The sequence below is a fragment of the Microbacterium sp. KUDC0406 genome (assembly GCF_021582875.1).
GTDB lineage: Bacteria > Actinomycetota > Actinomycetes > Actinomycetales > Microbacteriaceae > Microbacterium.
Map to the genome: position 1 here is coordinate 1,018,763 of NZ_CP091138.1, position 17,163 is coordinate 1,035,925.

Annotated in this window: 17 protein-coding genes and 1 pseudogene; 17 read left to right on the plus strand and 1 reads right to left on the minus strand. The window is 69.8% G+C overall.

Annotation, left to right across the window (positions count from 1 at the left end; translation table 11 throughout):
• The first annotated feature begins 55 nt into the window (after nt 1-55).
• The 14 genes and pseudogenes from alaS (at nt 56) to nusB (ending at nt 11,667) form a co-directional block, all read left to right on the plus strand.
• Nucleotides 56-2,716: an alanine--tRNA ligase gene (alaS, locus tag L2X99_RS05195; protein WP_236124721.1), complete on the plus strand. Its 2,661-nt coding sequence runs from the start codon at nt 56-58 to the stop codon at nt 2,714-2,716.
• A complete protein-coding gene (gene ruvX, locus L2X99_RS05200; RefSeq protein ID WP_236124719.1) occupies nt 2,713-3,186 on the plus strand; it encodes a Holliday junction resolvase RuvX in 474 nt (157 codons plus the stop codon). Before alaS ends, ruvX begins: the two co-directional genes overlap by 4 nt.
• A gap of 754 nt (nt 3,187-3,940) precedes the next feature.
• A pseudogene (locus tag L2X99_RS05205) lies at nt 3,941-4,648 on the plus strand (endolytic transglycosylase MltG); the annotation flags it as partial.
• Nucleotides 4,632-4,916, plus strand: coding sequence for an endolytic transglycosylase MltG (locus L2X99_RS17815; protein ID WP_268928550.1), 285 nt, complete (start codon nt 4,632-4,634; stop codon nt 4,914-4,916). The pseudogene L2X99_RS05205 and the gene L2X99_RS17815, both read left to right, overlap by 17 nt.
• 19 nt (nt 4,917-4,935) lie before the next feature.
• Nucleotides 4,936-5,715 (plus strand): shikimate dehydrogenase family protein, encoded by a 780-nt coding sequence (locus L2X99_RS05210; protein ID WP_236135718.1) that lies wholly within the window; start codon nt 4,936-4,938, stop codon nt 5,713-5,715.
• A 60-nt stretch (nt 5,716-5,775) separates the two neighbouring features.
• A complete protein-coding gene (aroC, locus tag L2X99_RS05215) occupies nt 5,776-7,002 on the plus strand; it encodes a chorismate synthase (RefSeq protein WP_236124711.1) in 1,227 nt (408 codons plus the stop codon).
• Nucleotides 7,003-7,008: 6 nt separating this feature from the next.
• A complete protein-coding gene (locus L2X99_RS05220) occupies nt 7,009-7,530 on the plus strand; it encodes a shikimate kinase (protein WP_236124709.1) in 522 nt (173 codons plus the stop codon).
• The gene (gene aroB / locus L2X99_RS05225) at nt 7,527-8,606 is read left to right on the plus strand and encodes a 3-dehydroquinate synthase (protein ID WP_236124708.1); all 1,080 of its coding nucleotides are present in this window, start codon (nt 7,527-7,529) and stop codon (nt 8,604-8,606) included. The genes L2X99_RS05220 and aroB overlap by 4 nt, the downstream gene beginning before the upstream one ends.
• The gene (locus L2X99_RS05230) at nt 8,603-9,112 is read left to right on the plus strand and encodes a GNAT family N-acetyltransferase (protein WP_236135719.1); all 510 of its coding nucleotides are present in this window, start codon (nt 8,603-8,605) and stop codon (nt 9,110-9,112) included. The genes aroB and L2X99_RS05230 overlap by 4 nt, the downstream gene beginning before the upstream one ends.
• A gap of 12 nt (nt 9,113-9,124) precedes the next feature.
• Nucleotides 9,125-9,565, plus strand: a complete 441-nt coding sequence (aroQ, locus tag L2X99_RS05235) for a type II 3-dehydroquinate dehydratase (RefSeq protein WP_236124704.1) — start codon at nt 9,125-9,127, stop codon at nt 9,563-9,565.
• A gap of 17 nt (nt 9,566-9,582) precedes the next feature.
• Nucleotides 9,583-10,260, plus strand: coding sequence for a tetratricopeptide repeat protein (locus L2X99_RS05240; RefSeq protein WP_236135720.1), 678 nt, complete (start codon nt 9,583-9,585; stop codon nt 10,258-10,260).
• A gap of 28 nt (nt 10,261-10,288) precedes the next feature.
• A complete protein-coding gene (locus tag L2X99_RS05245) occupies nt 10,289-10,507 on the plus strand; it encodes a HEAT repeat domain-containing protein (RefSeq protein WP_236135721.1) in 219 nt (72 codons plus the stop codon).
• Between the two features lie 183 nt (nt 10,508-10,690).
• Nucleotides 10,691-11,254, plus strand: coding sequence for an elongation factor P (gene efp / locus L2X99_RS05250; RefSeq protein WP_236124701.1), 564 nt, complete (start codon nt 10,691-10,693; stop codon nt 11,252-11,254).
• 2 nt (nt 11,255-11,256) lie between these two features.
• Nucleotides 11,257-11,667 carry a transcription antitermination factor NusB gene (gene nusB / locus L2X99_RS05255; protein ID WP_236126904.1) on the plus strand — a complete coding sequence of 137 codons (411 nt, stop codon included), beginning with the start codon at nt 11,257-11,259 and terminating at the stop codon, nt 11,665-11,667.
• 24 nt (nt 11,668-11,691) lie between these two features.
• On the opposite strand, the gene L2X99_RS05260 is transcribed toward nusB, so the two are convergent.
• Entirely contained in the window at nt 11,692-12,678 is a 987-nt protein-coding gene (locus L2X99_RS05260; protein ID WP_236135722.1) for a DUF4349 domain-containing protein, read from the minus strand.
• Nucleotides 12,679-12,796: 118 nt separating this feature from the next.
• Between L2X99_RS05260 and L2X99_RS05265 the strand changes: the two genes are divergently transcribed.
• From L2X99_RS05265 to L2X99_RS05275, 3 genes are read left to right on the plus strand one after another with little or no spacing between them, the layout of a single operon-like run.
• A complete protein-coding gene (locus L2X99_RS05265) occupies nt 12,797-13,789 on the plus strand; it encodes an SWIM zinc finger family protein (RefSeq protein ID WP_236124700.1) in 993 nt (330 codons plus the stop codon).
• Nucleotides 13,783-16,041 (plus strand): DEAD/DEAH box helicase, encoded by a 2,259-nt coding sequence (locus L2X99_RS05270; protein ID WP_236124699.1) that lies wholly within the window; start codon nt 13,783-13,785, stop codon nt 16,039-16,041. Before L2X99_RS05265 ends, L2X99_RS05270 begins: the two co-directional genes overlap by 7 nt.
• A 13-nt stretch (nt 16,042-16,054) precedes the next feature.
• Nucleotides 16,055-17,146: a DNA glycosylase AlkZ-like family protein gene (locus tag L2X99_RS05275; protein ID WP_236124697.1), complete on the plus strand. Its 1,092-nt coding sequence runs from the start codon at nt 16,055-16,057 to the stop codon at nt 17,144-17,146.
• Nucleotides 17,147-17,163 lie beyond the last annotated feature (17 nt).

The window sequence follows — 17,163 nt, forward strand, 5'->3', positions numbered from 1 at the left end:
TCCTGCGCGTCCTGCGGTCGCGCGTCGTTCCCACGCAAGGAAACCGAACACCCCCATGAAAACTGCGGAGATCGCGCAGCGCTATCTGAACTACTTCGAGAAGAACGACCACCTCATCGTTCCCTCGGCGTCCCTGGTGAGCGACGACCCCTCACTGCTGTTCACGGTCGCCGGCATGGTGCCGATGATCCCGTATCTGACGGGCGTCGTCCCTGCGCCGCATCCTCGTATCGCGGACCTGCAGAAGTGCATCCGCACCAACGACATCGAAGAGGTCGGACGCACGGCCCGGCACGGGACCTTCTTCCAGATGCTCGGGAACTGGTCGTTCGGCGACTACTTCAAGGAAGGCGCCATCCGGTACGCCTGGGAGCTGTTGACCTCGCCCGAGGCCGACGGCGGCCTCGGGTTCGATGAGAAGGATCTCTGGGTCACCGTCTACGAGACCGACGACGAGGCCGAGTCGATCTGGCGTGACATCATCGGTCTGAAGCCCGAACGCATCCAGCGTCTCGGTCGTGCCGACAACTACTGGAACACCGGTCAGCCCGGGCCCGGCGGCCCCGACTCGGAGATCTTCTTCGACCGTGGTCCCGCCTACGGCAGGGACGGCGGACCGGCCGTCGATGACACGCGCTTCCTGGAGATCTGGAACCTCGTGTTCATGCAGGACTTCATCGAGAACATCCGCAGCAAGACCGAGTTCGACATCACCGGCGAGCTGCCGCAGAAGAACATCGACACCGGCATGGGCCTGGAGCGCGTCGCCTTCCTCAAGCAGGGCGTCGAGAACATGTACGAGACCGATCAGGTGCGTCCCGTGCTCGACCGCGCGGTGGAGCTGTCCGGCCGTCGGTACGGCGCCGTGCACGAGGACGACGTGCGCTTCCGCGTGATCGCGGATCACGTGCGCTCCTCGCTGATGCTGCTGTCCGACGGCGTGCGCCCCTCCAACGAGGGCCGCGGATACATCCTGCGCCGCCTGATGCGCCGCACGGTGCGCGCCATGCGCCTGCTCGGTGTGGACGCACCGAGCTTCCCCGAGCTCTTCGAGGTGTCGAAGGACGCCATGAAGGCGGCCTATCCGATCCTGGAGACCGACTGGGCCACGCTGTCGTCCGCCGCCGTCGCCGAGGAGGAGACCTTCCGGCGCACGCTCGCGCAGGGCTCCACGATCCTCGACCTCGCTCTGGACGAGACGAGGAAGTCCGGCGGCTCGACCCTCAGCGGCTCCGAGGCCTTCCTGCTGCACGACACCTACGGCTTCCCGATCGACCTCACCCTCGAGGTGGCGGAGGAGGCCGGGCTCGATGTCGACCGCCCGGCGTTCGACGAGCTCATGCGCGGTCAGCGCGAGCGGGCGAAGGCCGATGCCCGCAACCGCAAGCGCCAGCTCGCCGACGTCTCGGTGTACCGCGAGTTCCGCGCGGTCGGTGAGACGCTGTTCGCCGGCTACACGGACCTGCAGACCGACTCGCGCATCCTCGGGCTCATCGTGGACGGCGCCCCGGTGCGGACCGCGTCCGAGGGACAGGTCGCCGAGGTGATCCTCGCCGAGACCACCCTGTACGCCGAGTCGGGCGGTCAGGTCGCCGACAGGGGCACGATCGTCGGAGCCGGCTTCGAGCTGGACGTGCTGGACGTGCAGAAGCCGGTGCCCGGCCTGATCAGCCACACCGTGCACGTGGCCTCCGGAAGCGTCGCGGTCGACGACCGCGCCACCACGGTGGTCGATGCCGCGAACCGCCGTGCGGCCCGCCAGGCCCACTCCGCCACCCATCTCGTGCACGCCGCCCTGCGCGACACGCTCGGCAAGACCGCCACCCAGGCCGGTTCGCTGAACCGAGCCGGCTACATGCGATTCGACTTCGCATGGTCGCAGCCGCTGTCGGCCGACACCCGTTCCGAGATCGAGGACATCACCAACCGCGCCGTGAATGACGCGCTCGAGGTGACGACGCGCATCGTGTCGCTCGACGAGGCGAAGGAAGCCGGCGCCATGGCGCTGTTCGGCGAGAAGTACGGCTCCGTGGTGCGGATGGTCGACATCGGCGGCCCCTGGTCGCGCGAGCTCTGCGCAGGAACCCACGTGTCCTCCAGTGCGGAGATCGGCCTGGTCAGCGTGGTCGGCGAGTCCTCGGTCGGTGCTTCCAACCGCCGCATCGAGGCCCTGGTCGGTGCCGACGCCTTCCGTGAGCTCGCCGCCGAGCGCACCGTGGTGTCGCAGCTGTCCGCCGCGCTGAAGGCGCCGCGCGACCAGCTGTCCACGCGGATCGAGGAGCTGCAGACGAACCTCAAGGCCGCCGAGAAGCGCATCGCGCAGTTCGAGGCGAAGGAGCGCGAGGGCCGCGTGCCTGCACTGGTCGAGACCGTGAAGCCGGCCGGCGCGCACCGCGTGGTCGCGGCCTCGCTCGGCGCGGTCGGCTCCGCCGACGACGTGCGCACCCTCGCGCTGAGCGTGCGCGAGCGCCTCGGAGCGGACGCCGCGGTCGTCGCCCTCGGCGGCGTCGCGAACGATCGCCCGATCGTCGTGATCGCCACGAACGACGCCGCTCGCGCGGCAGGGGCCAAGGCAGGAGCGCTGGTGCGCATCGCGGCCGGCGTCCTCGGCGGCGGCGGCGGCGGCAAGGACGATGTCGCGCAGGGCGGCGGCACCGACGCCACGGCTCTCGACGCCGCCCTCGACGCGGTCGTGACGGAGCTGCAGGGCGCGTGAGCGGCTTCCGGCGCGGCATCCGTCTCGGCATCGACGTCGGGAAGGCGCGGGTCGGAGTCGCCCGCTGCGATCCGGACGGGATGCTGGCGGTGCCCGTCGAGACCGTTCCGCGATCCGACACGTCCGTCGAGCGGATCGCCGAGCTGTGCGGGGAGTGGGAGCCGATCGAACTCGTGGTCGGGCTGCCCGTGAACATGCGCGGCGAGGAGACGCTCTCGACGACAGACGCACGGCAGTTCGCTGCGGCGCTGGGGGAGCGCACCGGACTGCCCGTGCGCATGGTCGACGAGAGGCTCAGCACGGTGTCCGCACACTCCGCACTGCGTTCTTCGGGCAGATCTCAGAAGAATTCTCGTAGCATTGTGGATCAGGTCGCCGCAGTAGTGCTGCTGCAGCATGCGATCGACACCGAGAAGAGCACCGGCAACCCGGCCGGCGCGATCATCGAGACATCCGAGGAGCATTCCTGACCATGCCCGACCCCGGCAGGCAGAACGAGCAGAGCCATCCCCCAGGCTCAGCGATCTCTTCGACAATCTGCCGACCGCCGGTTCGCAGTTGCCGCAGCCCGACAGGACGCCCGCACCCGCCGGATCGCGCAGAGCTGCGCGCCAGGCACGTCAGGCGGCCTCCGGGCCGGTCCCCGTCGTCCCGCCCGCGGAGCAGCAGGCTCCTCCTGCGCCGGCGGCGCCGGAGCAGTCGCGTCCCGCGACGCCGCGTCCCGTCGATCCGCTGTCCACGACGGAGAGTGCGCACCGCGCACCGGAGGTGCCGTCGATCACCGGCCCGTTCGCGATCACGGTGACCGGCGAGCAGGCCGTCGTCGAGCAGCCGTCGCCCACCGTGCCGATCACGACCGTCCCCGGTCTGCAGCCTGGGGCATCCCTGCCCGAGCCGCGGCGAGCGGCATCCGCACCAGAGCCGCAGCCCGCGGCATCCGCCCCCGAACCCTCGGCCGCGCAGCCGCAGACGCCCGCGCCACGGCCCGCGGAGCCTGCGACTCACGAGGGCGACGCCGACGCGGCGGCATCGGCGTCGGACGGCGGCTCCGACGGGCCGACGGACTTCGATTCGCTCTTCGCACCGGAGTCGCACCACCAGCCGAAGAAGAAGCGCGGCAAGGGATGCCTGATCTCGCTGATCGTGCTGCTCGCGATTCTCGGCGGCATCGCGGGTGCCGGCGCCTGGGTGTACAACACCTACGGCGACAAGATCAACGACGTCATGGGCTGGGGCCCGTCGAAGGATTACGAGGCAGGGCAGGAGAAGGGCGAGGCGTACGTCACCATCAAGGACGGCGACACCGGCCAGCCCATCTCCACCGCACTGCACAGCGCGGGTGTGACCAAGACGCCGTCGGTGTTCTACGACATGCTCGTCGACAAGAACCTCGCGGTGACGTTCTACCCGGGCGTCTACAAGCTGAAGAAGCAGATGACGGCGGACGCCGCCCTCGCCGCGCTCCGTGACGAGAGCAATCGCATGGAGAACACGGCCTCGGTTCCCGAGGGCGGTCAGATCAAGAACTACCTGCCGACCGTCGCGGACTCGCTCGGCATGCCGCTGGAGGACCTCCAGGCGGCGGTCAAGAACCCGGCGGACTACGGCGTGCAGGCGAAGAGCCTCGAGGGCTGGCTGTTCCCCGCCGTCTACACGTACGATCCGGGCGTCACGGCGAAGGAGGTCGTGCAGAAGATGGTGGATCGCACGCGGCAGTCGCTGAAGGATGCCGGCGTGGCGGCGGGCGACGAGGAGCGGATCCTCACGATCGCGTCGATCGTGCAGCGCGAGGGGCACACCAGGGACTTCGACAAGGTCTCGCGCGTGATCGACAACCGCCTGCAGCCGAACAACGACGAGACGCACGGACTGCTGCAGATGGACTCGACGGCCCAGTACGGGTACGGGCTGACCCATGACGGTGCCGTGTCGTCCTGGCCCTGGAAGGCGGTGTCGACGGATCAGAACCCCTGGAACACGTACGTGCACGCCGGCCTTCCCGTCGGGACCGATCTCCAGCCCGAGCGACGCCGCCATCAAGGCGGCGCAGAACCCGGCCGAGGGCCCGTGGTTCTACTTCGTGACGGTCAACCTGGACACCGGCGACACGGTGTTCTCGGCGACGTATGAAGAGCAGCAGAAGGCCGAGAAGAAGTACCAGCAGTGGTGCAAGGACAACCCGGACGGCGGCTGCTACTGATGCACGGCGGGCCGAGCGCATGAGCGAGCGCACCCGCCTCGCCGTCTGGGGCGATCCGATCGCGCACAGCCGCTCCCCGCAGCTGCACGGTGCCGCCTACCGGAGTCTGGGCCTGGACTGGACCTACGATCGCCGTCAGGTGGATGTCGCGGGCTTCGCCGGTGCCCTGGCCGGGCTGGACGACACCTGGCGCGGCCTCTCGCTCACGATGCCGCTCAAGGAGCGGGCCTTCCGCGCCGCCGACGTGCGCGATCGGCACGCCGAGCTCACGGGTGCGGTGAACACGCTGCTGCTCGGTGACGCCCTGCACGGCTTCAACACGGATGTCGGCGGAATCGTCGACGCGGTCACGGCGGCCGGTGTCACGGCCATCGGCAGTGCCAGGATCCTCGGAGCGGGGGCGACAGCGGCGTCCGCACTGATCGCCGTCGCCGACCTCGGAGCAGAACGCGTCGAGATCCGCGCGCGCCGTCCCGAAGCCGCCGTGCACCTGGTCGCGCTGGGGAACAGTATCGGCGTGCAGACCTCCGTCAGCGCGTTCGCCGAGCCCGGCGGCATCCGTCGACCTCACGATCGCGACGCTGCCCAGCGGCGCGGAGCTGGACGACTCCGTCGTCGACGCGCTCTCGGCATCCGGCGGCGCGCTGCTCGACGCGGCGTACGCGCCGTGGCCGTCGGCTCTGGCGGGCCGGTGGGCGGATCCGACCGTGCTCTCCGGGCTCGAGATGCTGCTGTACCAGGCCGTGCGGCAGATCCGGATCTTCCGCGACGGCTCTCAGGAGACGCCGCTGCCCGATGAGGCGGCGCTGATCGGGGTAATGCGCTCAGCGCTGCCCTGAAGGCATGGGAGACTGGAGCAATGCTCCGCGTGCTCACGGCCGGCGAATCGCACGGCCCCGAACTCATCGCCGTCATGGAGGGCCTGCCCTCCGGTGTGCCCATCACGGCAGAGGACATCCAGTCCGACCTGCAGCGACGCAAGCTCGGCTACGGCCGCGGCTCGCGGATGAAGTTCGAGCAGGACGAGCTCAGCATCTCGGGCGGCGTCCGGCACGGACTCTCGCTGGGCAGCCCCGTTGCGCTGCGGATCGGCAACACCGAGTGGCCGAAGTGGACCGAGGTGATGAATCCGGCGCCCGCCTCGCTCACCGAGAAGTCGCGCGGCCGCGGAGCCGCGCTGACCCGCCCGCGACCCGGTCACGCCGACCTGGTGGGTATGCAGAAGTACGACTTCGACGAGGCACGCCCGATCCTCGAGCGCGCCAGCGCCCGCGAGACGGCCGCGCGCGTCGCCCTCGGCGCGCTCGCGCGCGCGTTCCTCGCCGAGCTCGGCATCCGGCTGGTGAGCCACACCCTGTCGATCGGACCGGTGCAGGTGCCCGAGGGCTCCGCGCTGCCGACCCCCGACGACGTGGCCGCCCTCGACGCCGATCCGCTGCGCTGCTTCGACCCGGCCACCTCCGCGCTGATGGTCGCCGAGGTCGACGCCGCGCGCAAGGACGGCGACACGCTCGGAGGCATCGTCGAGGTGCTCGCCTACGGTCTGCCCCCGGGGCTCGGATCGCATGTGCACTGGGACCGCCGGCTGGACGGGCGTCTCGCGCAGGCGCTGATGAGCATCCAGGCCATCAAGGGAGTCGAAGTCGGAGACGGTTTCGAGACCACCCGCCGCCGCGGCTCCGCCGCCCACGACGAGCTCTTCGAGGCCGATGGCGGCATCACCCGCGGTTCCGACCGCGCGGGCGGCACGGAGGGCGGCATGTCCACCGGCACCGTGCTGCGCGTGCGCGCCGGTATGAAGCCGATCGCCACGGTGCCGCACGCGCTGCGCACGATCGATGTCGCGACCGGCGAGCAGGCCACCGCACACCACCAGCGCTCCGACGTGTGCGCGGTGCCGGCGGCCGGGGTCGTCGCAGAGGCCATGGTCGCGATCGAGCTCGCGAACGCCGTGCTGGAGAAGTTCGGCGGCGACAGCGTCGGCGAGACCCGCCGCAATCTGCAGTCCTACCTGCAGGCGATCCCGGAGTCGCTGCGCACCGCGCCGGCGTCCGAGGCGGCCCTGATCGCACAGGACGGGGCCTGATCGCCGATGACGAGCTCGGCTGAACATCCGCTCACGCTGGTGCTGGTCGGACCGATGGCGGCGGGGAAGACCAGCGTGGGACGCCGGGTGGCGCGCGCCCTCGAGGTGCCGTTCATCGACACCGACAAGCGCATCGTCGCCGACCACGGCCCGATCCCGGAGCTGTTCCAGGCTCACGGAGAGGCGCACTTCCGCGCGCTCGAACGCGACGCGGTGGCCGCAGCGCTCCACGAGGGCGGCGTGGTGTCGCTCGGCGGCGGTGCGGTGACCGATGCCGGCACGCGGACGCTGCTGTCCGGGCATCCGGTCGTCTACCTGACGGTGACGGTGGCGGCCGTGGCCGCGCGGATCACCGGAAGCGGCCGGCCGCTGCTGGCCGGAGAGGATCCGGTCGCGCGCTGGGAGGAGATCTTCCAGGCACGGCGCGGATGGTACGAGGAGGTCGCCGACCTGACGGTCGACACCTCGAAGCGTCCGATGCGGAAGATCGCGGACGAGATCGCCCAATGGCGGAGGGAACAGGAATGAGCACGACGACGATCGGTGTCACGGGACGCGAGAACTATGAGATCACGGTCGGTCGCGACATCCTCGACCGGGTCGCCGCCGCGCTGGATCCCGCGGTGCGCAAGGTGCTCGTCGTGCACCCGCCGACGCTCTCCGCGCGCGCCGCGCAGCTGCGTGAGCGTCTCATGGCGGACGGCTCGCTCGAGGTGCTGCTCGCCGAGATCCCGGATGCCGAGCAGGGCAAGCGCGTCGAGGTGGCGGCCTTCTGCTGGCAGGTCATGGGCCAGGCCGACTTCACCCGCACCGACGCGGTGATCGGCTACGGCGGAGGGTCGGTCACGGATCTCGCGGGCTTCGTCGCGGCGACGTGGCTGCGCGGTGTGCAGGTCGTGCAGGTACCGACCACGGTGCTGGGCCTCGTGGACGCCGCAGTCGGCGGCAAGACCGGGATCAACACCGCCGAGGGCAAGAACCTGGTCGGTGCGTTCTGGGCCCCTCGTGCCGTGATCGGCGATCTCGACGAGCTGACCAGCCTCAGCGCGAACGAGGCGACCGCGGGCTATGCCGAGGTCGTCAAGGCCGGCTTCATCTGGGCGCCCGAGATCCTCGACATCATCGAGGCGGCGCCGGAGCGGGCGATCGATCCGGCGGCGGACGAGTTCCGCCGCACGATCGAACTCGCGATCGACATGAAGGCGAAGGTCGTCTCGGAAGACTTCCGTGAGGCCGGACTGCGCGAGATCCTGAACTACGGCCACACCCTCGGACACGCCATCGAGCACGCCGAGCGCTACCAGTGGCGCCACGGCGCGGCGATCTCGGTCGGCATGATGTACGCCGCCGAGCTCTCCCGGCTCGCGGGCCGGCTCTCCGACGAGGCCGTCGATCGGCACCGTTCGATCCTGGAGACCCTCGGCCTGCCGACGACCTACCGGTCGGGCGCCTGGTCGCAGCTGCTGGCGACCATGCAGCGCGACAAGAAGGCCCGCGGCGGCATGCTGCGCTTCATCGTGCTCGACGACATCGCCAAGCCGACCGTGCTGCAGGCACCGGACGAGTCTCTGATGTTCGCGGCGTACCAGGAAGTGGGCGCATGAGCTTCGCTGTCCGTCGCGTCGCGCCGGGGGAGTGGGCCGAGGTGCGCGCGCTGCGGCTGCGCGCTCTCGCCGACCCGGTCGCACACCTCGCCTTCCTGGACACCCTCGAGCACGCCTCGGAGCAGCCCGAGGAGTTCTGGCAGGACCGCACGCGCAATGCGGCGTCCGGCGATCAGGCGGCGCAGTTCGTCGCGGTCTCCGAGGACGGCGACTGGTTCGGAACGGCGACCGTGCTCGACAATCGTGATCGCCCCGGGGCGGGACTGGTCGTGGGAGTGTACGTCGCCGACGGGTATCGCGGCGCCGGGGCGATCGAGGGGCTCTTCGATGCCGCGGCGACCTGGGCGGGGCAGACCGGCCGCGCGGCGCTGTATCTCGAGGTGCACGTCGACAACCACCGCGCTCAGCGCGCTTACGAGCGCTGCGGTTTCGTGCGCACCGGCGAGATCACCACGCTGGACAACGGGCAGGAGTACGTGATGGTCCGCTCTCTCACCACCCGCTGATAGCGTGTGGTCGTGACTCAGCCCCACCGCCTGCTGCTCGTGAACGGCCCGAACCTGAACCTGCTCGGCACTCGCGAGCCGGGGATCTACGGCACTGAGACGCTGGCGGATGTGGAGCGGATCACGGCGGACGCCGCCTCCGCTCTCGGGTACGACGTGCGCGCCGTGCAGAGCAATCACGAGGGCGTGCTGATCGATGCGATCCACGCCGCCCGTGAGGACTGCACCGGTATCGTCATCAATCCCGGCGGCCTGACTCACACGTCGGTGGCGCTGCGGGACGCGCTGACCGGCGTCGGTCTGCCGTTCGCCGAGGTGCACATCTCGGACGTGTATCGGCGGGAGGAGTTCCGGCACTTCTCCTATCTGCACGATGTCGCCACTGTGCGCGTGGTCGGGCGCGGCGTGCAGGGCTACGCCGAGGCCGTGCGCGAGCTCGTCTCGAAGCTTTAGGAACGGAGCCGGACGTCATGTCACTCGACGTCGAGCTGGACCGCATCGTCGCCGCCAGGAACCGCGACGACATGCAGCCCACGATCGATGCGCTGCTGCCCTACCTCGAGACTCATCCCGGCGCGGCCCGCGTGCTGTACGAGGTCGGTGGCGCCTACGACACGGCAGGGGAGGAGGAGATCGCGCGGGGCTTCTACGAGCGCGCTCTCGACGCCGGGCTGCAGGGCGACGTCCTGCGGCGCTGCTACCTGCAGTACGGGTCGACGCTGCGGAACCTGGGCGAGCTGGAGCGGTCGCTCGAGGTCTTCGACCAGGGGCTGCGCGCCTTTCCCGGCTCGCCGTCGCTGGCGGTGTTCCGCACGCTGACCCTGCACGCTGCCGGCCGGGCGGATGCCGCGATCGCCGGCCTGCTCGAGGTGATCGCCGAAGAGGCGAGCGCGCCGGACCTTGACCGCTATCGCCTGGCGATCCGCCGGCAACGCGGAGTATATCGCCTCGCTCGGCGGCAACGACGTCTGACGGCTCATGGTGCAGGACTCGACCCCGCGGAGGAGGATCGTGACGGCGAGCGCTCGTCGCGGGAAGAGCGAGTTCGTCGGCAGATGCGTTCGGATCCTCGATGGCACGATCCCGGATGCGGAGCTTCTCGAGGTGCTCGGTGGGAGCAGCGCGCGTTCGGTGTTCGCCGGACGTGAAGGGGGCGTCGGCGGATACTGGCCCCGCGTGTGGGCTCTGCGGGCGTTCCTGTACGTCTGGGATCCGACCGCGGAGCCGGCGGTGCTGGCTGCCGGTCATGACGAGCACTGGCGCATCCGGGAGATGGTGGTGAAGGTGATCCGGGCGAACGCACTCACGTCCCGGGAATCGGAGCTTCTGCTCGAGCAGCTGACGACCGATGAGAACCATCGGGTGAGGACGGCTGCACAGCGCGCTCTCCGCTAGGGAATCGATGGGACCCCGGCGGCACGCCTGCTCAAGTATGGAACGTATCTTCGAATGGGGCAAGAGATCCGTCCCGTTCTCAGGCCGAATCTCGCGCATCCCGTAGAATCGACTCCTGGCCGACTCTCGAGCGCATCAGCGCGAGGCCGAACACACTTCGATAACGAACGGACTTCCACCAGCATGGCATCCACCGCAGACATCAAGAACGGCGTCGTCCTGTCGATCGACGGGCAGCTCTGGAGCGTCATCGAGTTCCAGCACGTCAAGCCCGGCAAGGGCGGCGCATTCGTGCGCACCAAGCTCAAGAACGTCGTCAGCGGCAAGACCGTCGACCGCACCTACAACGCCGGCACCAAGGTCGACATCCAGAACGTCGACCGCCGCGACTTCACCTACCTCTACACCGACGGCGACAGCTTCGTCTTCATGGACGTCGAGGACTACGATCAGCTCTCCGTCAGCGCTGCCACGGTCGGCGACGCGAAGAACTTCCTGCTCGAGAACCAGCAGGTGCAGATCGCGCTGCACGACGGCAACCCGCTGTACATCGAGCTCCCCGCGTCGGTCGTGCTCGAGATCACCTACACCGAGCCGGGCCTGCAGGGCGACCGCTCGTCGGCCGGGACCAAGCCCGCGACCGTCGAGACCGGCTACGAGATCCAGGTTCCGCTCTTCCTCGAGACCGGCACCAAGGTCAAGGTCGACACCCGCACGGGTGACTACCTCGGCCGCGTCAACGACTGATCTTGAGCGCACGGAGCAAGGCGCGCAAGCGCGCCCTCGACATCCTGTTCGCCGCAGACGTGCGCGACGAGGACATCGCGACCACGCTGGCCGCAGCGGCCAAGCGTGCTGCCAGCGAGCCGGCCCGCGAGGCCTCCTGGCTGTATGCGCGCGAGATCGTCGACGGCGTCGTCGACCACCGCGACGAGATCGACGAGCAGATCACCACGCACAGCCGTGACTGGCGACTCGAGCGCATGCCCGCCGTCGACCGAGCCGTGCTGCGCATCGCCGCCTGGGAGATCCTGTTCAACGAGCAGGTGCCCACGGCCGTCGCCATCGACGAGGCGGTCGAACTCGCCAAGGAGCTCTCCACGGACGAGTCCGGCGCCTTCGTGCACGGCGTCCTCGCACGCCTCGCCCGCGCCGCCTGACGGGTCTTCGACGCCCCGCGCCGGTCAGCGCGGGGCGTCGTGCTGTGCGGGCGGCTCCGTCTCAGCCGAGTCGGATGCCGCGGGGCCGGCGACCACGGGCGCGGCAGTCGCATCCTGCTCCCGAGCAGCCAGCCACGGCATCGCCTCGGCAGGAGCGGGTGTCTGCGGCGCCGGCATCCCCCTCCGCCGACGCCGTGACAGCCACAGCACGACGAGGACGATCGCGGCGATGACGACGAGCCAGGGCAGCAGGAACGCGAGCGCGATCCCGGCCGCAGACCAGAACCCGACGAACGCCGACCATCCGGCCGCGATCGCTTCGAGCGGTGTCTGCGGCACCGTCGACTGCGGCACGTACACCGACGTGAACGTCACGGTGACGGTGGCCATCGCCACCCGGTCGTCGAGATCGCGCTTCTGTGCGGTCAGCGACTCCAGCTCGCTCTGCCGCTCGGAGATCGCCTGCTCCAGCTCGATGAGATCGGACGTCTTCTGCGCCGAGCCGAGCCACTCGGTGTACCGGGCGATCGAAGTGCGCAGAGTCGTGATGCGGGCGTCGAGATCGCGCTGGGTCGCGCCCACCTCCTCGGCAGAGAAGGACGTCTCCGCCAGTTCGCCGAGCTTCTTCAGGGCGATGCGCGCATCCTCGAGCTCGTCGGCGGGAATCCGCAGGACGACTTCGGCCTGAGCCGCCGCGCTCTCTCCGCCTGCGTCATCGTGCCGCGCGTCGACCCGTCCGCCGGCGTCGATGGCGATCTTCGCGGCGGCGTCGGCCGCGGCGAGCGGATCGTCGGCCGTGAGCAGCATCCGTCCGGTCGTGACCACCGCCGAGTCCTGATCGACCGCTTCGGGAGCCTTCTCGTCGACGGCGCCGCCGGCATCCTGCCCGGCCTGCACACCGCCGCCTGCCGACCCGTCGGACGCCCCGTTCATCGCGGTGCAGCCCGCGGCGCCGAGCATCAGCGCCGAGAGGAAGACGACCGCCACCAGACTTCGCCGCAAGCTGTTCATAGCCACAGGCTAGGCGCGGTCCTCAGCCGGTGGGATCACGATCCGGCAAGGGTTGGGTAACGGCACGGCAACGAGCGGGAGTGATCGACTGTCGGCCGGTGCTGGCAGGATTGCACCCATGCCGTTCCCGCACATCGACGACGTGACTCTCAACCGCCACGTCGGCAGCGCGACGCTGCAGCGCGCACGGGACTACGCGCGGACCGGCATGGTGCTCTCCACCAGGTGGGATGCGGATTCCTCCGTGCTCAAAGCCACGGTGAAGGGCAGCAGCATCGGCGACTACGCGTGCGTGATCCGGGTGGACGCCGGCGCCGAGGTGCCGAGGATCCTCTCGTCGCGCTGCACCTGCCCGATGGCGTCGGCCTGCAAGCACGTGGCCGCTGCCGTGCTCAGAGCGGATCGCGAAGCACGGGCGCGCGAGGCGATCGTGGCGCCGGAGCAGCCGAGGCTCGAACCCTGGCGCCGCCTGATTCCCGAGTCCCGCGGCTCCGCACGCGTACGCACGCCACTGGCCCTCGGCTTCGAGCTGCGCGTGCACGAGCGCAACGCCAATCCGTGGTCGACCAGGCGCACGACCGCAGCCGATCCGCGTGCCCTCGCCAAGGGCGAGGCCCACGTGCGACTCGCCATGCGACCCTACGTCGCCAGCCCGCGCACGGGCGCCTGGATCAAGGGCGAGGTGGGCTGGGAGTCCTTCCGGCATGCCTCGACCTCCTACCCGATCGCACAGCACCGCTGGTTCGGCGACCTGCTCGCCCTGGCACGCGACTCGCTGCTGTCCGGGACGGCCGGCGAGTGGATCCTCGTCGACCACGTCGAATCCGACGTCTTCCTCGATCACCTGGCCAGGGCGGATGCGGCGGGCGTACCGCTCATCGCCGTGCACAAGCACACCGATCTCCGGCTCGCGGACACCGCCTCCGCGCACGTGCAGGTGGAGCGCACCGATGACGGCCTGCTCCTGCGCGCAGCCGCGCGGGTCGACGGCGCAGAGGCCGAGCACGTGCGCCCCATCGGCCGGGCGGGCTTCTACACCTGGCGGGTCGCGGGTCGCCGCGTGGAGGTGGCACTGGCCGCGGGCCCCTCTCCGACCCGATGCGCATGCTGATCGCCGAGGGCGGTGCACTCGCCGTTCCCGCTGCCGACGAGGAGGACTTCTTCGCCGAGGCCTACCCCTCGCTGAGCAGGGCCACCACGCTTGCGGCCGGCACGGGTGTCGTCCTGCCGGAGGTCGCGAAGCCGACTTCTGTGCTCTCCATCGCGTTCCGCGGCGGTCACACCGCCGACCACCGGCTGAGCTGGCGGTACGGACGACGCGGCGGAATCCCCGTCACCCCGAGTGATGACCCGGTGCGCGATGCGGATGCCGAGGCCGACGAGCTGCGCGCCGTCGAGAGCATCTGGGCAGCGGCATCCGATCTGCCGTTCGCGCCGAGCGGCACCGTCCGTGAACTCGACACGGCACGACTGATGAGCGAGGTCGTGCCGGCGCTGGAAGAGGCCGGCATCGAGGTGATCATCACCGGCGACCGGCCGGTCTACCGCGAGCTCAGCGGCGAGCCCGAGATCACGGTGTCGACGGTGGAGAGCACCGACCCGGACTGGTTCGACCTCGGCTTCCTCGTGAAGATCGACGGCCGCACCATTCCCTTCGAGCCGCTGTTCACCGCGCTCAGCCTGCGCCGCAAGAATCTGCTCCTCGTCGACGGCAGTCACTTCTCGCTCGCGCATCCCGCACTGGATCGGCTGCGCGAGCTGATCGACGAGGCGGCGACCCTGGGCGAGTGGGAGACCGGGCCGCGGATCAGCCGGTACCAGACAGCGCTCTGGGATGACTTCGAGGACCTCGCCGACCAGTCTGAACCGGCGGTGTCGTGGCGGGCGACGGTCGACGCTCTGAGAGCGGAGAGCGGGGTGCCGGCGCGGGCGACCCCGGACGGACTGCGGGCGCGGCTGCGCCCCTATCAACAGGCCGGGCTCGAATGGCTCGCGTTCCTGCGGCAGCACAGGCTCGGCGGCATCCTGGCCGATGACATGGGTCTGGGCAAGACCCTGCAGCTGCTCGCCCTCGTGCAGCATGCCCGTGAGACGGGAGAGGAGCGCCCGTTCCTCGTGGTCGCACCCACCAGCGTGCTCTCCGCCTGGCGCGACGAGGCGGCGCGATTCGCGCCGGGGCTGCGGGTGCGCGTGGTGGAGACGTCGAAGCCGTCAGCCGTTCGCGACGCCGCGTCCTCCGCCGACCTGGTCGTCGCCTCGTACGCGGTGGTGCGCCTGGCCGAGCACGTCTTCCGCGATCGCGAGTGGGCAGGGCTGATCCTCGACGAGGCGCAGTTCGTGAAGAATCCCGCATCGCAGCAGCATCAGGCGGTGGCGGCGATCCCGGCCGATGTGACGTTCGCCGTCACCGGCACCCCGCTGGAGAACAGCCTGATGGACCTGTGGGCACTGTTCCGTCTGACCGCACCGGGTCTCTTTCCGTCCAAGCGTCAGTTCCGCGAGGACTACGTGCAGCCGATCGAGAAGGGCAAGGTGCCCGAGAACGCGGAGGGTGCGGAGTTCCGGGCCGGTCGCCTCGCGCGATTGAGACGCCGCATCCGGCCGCTCATGCTGCGCCGCACCAAGGATCTGGTGGCCGCCGAGCTGCCCGCCAAACAGGAGCAGATCCTGCACGTCGAACCGAGCCCGGCCCATCGCGCCGTGTACGACACCGTGCTGCAGCGCGAGCGGCAGAAGATCCTCGGGCTGCTGAAGGACCTGGACCGGAACAGATTCATCGTGTTCCGCTCGCTGACCATGCTGCGCATGCTCGCGCTCGCCCCCGGGCTGATCGATCCTGATGACGCCGCAGTGGGCTCACGCAAGCTCGACGCCCTCGTCGAGCGAGCCGAGGAGCTGCGTGCCGAAGGGCATCGTGCACTCGTGTTCAGCCAGTTCACCTCGTACCTCGATCTGGCGGAGCAGCGGCTGAGGGATGCCGGTATCGCATACAGCCGACTGGACGGCGCCACGCGGAAGCGCGGCGATGTCGTGGACGGGTTCCGCGGCGGCGATCAGACCGTGTTCCTGATCAGCCTCAAAGCGGGCGGGTTCGGGCTCACCCTCACCGAGGCCGATTACGTGTTCCTGCTGGATCCGTGGTGGAATCCGGCCGCCGAGGCGCAGGCGATCGACCGGACGCACCGCATCGGCCAGCGTGAGCAGGTGTTCGTGTACCGGATGATCTCGACCGGCACGATCGAGGAGAAGGTGCTCGCTCTGCAGCAGCGCAAGGCTCGGCTGTTCACCGCCGTGATGGACGACGACGAGCTGTTCGCGAAATCGCTCACCGCCGACGACATCCGGGCGCTGTTCGAGGACTGAGCGGAGACTCTGCATGACTGTGACACTGACCAAGGACGAGGCGCGGCGTCTCATCGTGCGCGCGGCCCTGCTCGACGCGGAGCGCCCCGGCGACATCGTCGAGGTGGCCGAGCAGATCGGGTACATCAAGATCGACCCCACCGCGACGATCGCGCCCTGTGAGCACACGATGGCCTGGTCGCGGATCGGCTGGTCGTATGAGCCGGGGCAGCTGAAGAAGGCGGCGGAGGACGATCGGCAGCTGTTCGAGTACAACGGGGCATTCCTTCCCGTCTCGCTGCTCCCCGCCATGCTCCCGGGCATGACCGAGGCCTCGCTGCGGGAGAGCGCCCGATCCTGGCTGGCGGCGAACGACGGGTTCCGCCGCGATGTGCTGGCGCGGCTGCGCGCCGAGGGACCGCTGCTGGCGAGCGAGATCCCCGACACGGCTCAGGTCACGAAGGCCCCCGACGGGTGGACCGGATCGAACCAGGTGCCCATCATGCTCGACGTGCTCTCCCAGACGGCCGAAGTTGCCGTGGTCGGTCGCGAGGGCCGGTCGCGACGCTGGGATCTCGCGGAGCGCGTCTACCCGCAGGAGCAGGACGTTCCGGTGCTCAGTGCAGGGGAAGCCGCTGAGCAGTGGTCGTCCCGTCTGCTGCAGGCGGCAGGGCTCGCACGTCCGTACAACTGGTGGAACGGGGTCTCGAAGACGTCGGGCGAGGCCGCATCCGTCGAGGGGAGCACCGTGCGCTTCCGTATCGACCCCGAGGCACTCGGGGCGCTCGAGGAGCCGGATCGAGGCGGACGGGTCGCGTTCCTCAATCCCTACGACAGCCTGCTGTTCGACCGGCGGCGCCTCGAGGAGGTGTTCGAGTTCACCTACGTGCTCGAGCAGTTCAAGCCGAAGGCGCAACGCGTCTACGGCTACTTCGCCCATCCGATCCTGTTCGGGGATCGGTTCATCGGCATGCTCGACGCCGAGCACGACCGCGCGGGTGAAGTGCTGCGCGTGAACGCGGTGCACGAGTTCTTCCCGTGGGAAGCGGATGAGCACGAGCTCGTCAGGGCCGAGATCCAGGAGCTCGCGGACTGGCTCGGCGTGCCGGTCACAGGGCTCGCCTGAGCCCCGCCGGTCCGGAT

What these genes read in the sequence shown, in the direction of transcription:
- efp (WP_236124701.1), top strand. Translation starts at nt 10,691, where the DNA reads ATGGCATCCACCGCAGACATCAAGAACGGCGTCGTCCTGTCGATCGAC.
- L2X99_RS05270 (WP_236124699.1), top strand. Translation starts at nt 13,783, where the DNA reads ATGCTGATCGCCGAGGGCGGTGCACTCGCCGTTCCCGCTGCCGACGAG.
- alaS (WP_236124721.1), top strand. Translation starts at nt 56, where the DNA reads ATGAAAACTGCGGAGATCGCGCAGCGCTATCTGAACTACTTCGAGAAG.
- L2X99_RS05240 (WP_236135720.1), top strand. Translation starts at nt 9,583, where the DNA reads ATGTCACTCGACGTCGAGCTGGACCGCATCGTCGCCGCCAGGAACCGC.
- L2X99_RS05275 (WP_236124697.1), top strand. Translation starts at nt 16,055, where the DNA reads ATGACTGTGACACTGACCAAGGACGAGGCGCGGCGTCTCATCGTGCGC.
- L2X99_RS17815 (WP_268928550.1), top strand. Translation starts at nt 4,632, where the DNA reads ATGACGGTGCCGTGTCGTCCTGGCCCTGGAAGGCGGTGTCGACGGATC.
- L2X99_RS05210 (WP_236135718.1), top strand. Translation starts at nt 4,936, where the DNA reads ATGAGCGAGCGCACCCGCCTCGCCGTCTGGGGCGATCCGATCGCGCAC.
- L2X99_RS05220 (WP_236124709.1), top strand. Translation starts at nt 7,009, where the DNA reads ATGACGAGCTCGGCTGAACATCCGCTCACGCTGGTGCTGGTCGGACCG.
- aroC (WP_236124711.1), top strand. Translation starts at nt 5,776, where the DNA reads ATGCTCCGCGTGCTCACGGCCGGCGAATCGCACGGCCCCGAACTCATC.
- L2X99_RS05230 (WP_236135719.1), top strand. Translation starts at nt 8,603, where the DNA reads ATGAGCTTCGCTGTCCGTCGCGTCGCGCCGGGGGAGTGGGCCGAGGTG.
- L2X99_RS05265 (WP_236124700.1), top strand. Translation starts at nt 12,797, where the DNA reads ATGCCGTTCCCGCACATCGACGACGTGACTCTCAACCGCCACGTCGGC.
- aroB (WP_236124708.1), top strand. Translation starts at nt 7,527, where the DNA reads ATGAGCACGACGACGATCGGTGTCACGGGACGCGAGAACTATGAGATC.
- L2X99_RS05260 (WP_236135722.1), bottom strand. Translation starts at nt 12,678, where the DNA reads ATGAACAGCTTGCGGCGAAGTCTGGTGGCGGTCGTCTTCCTCTCGGCG.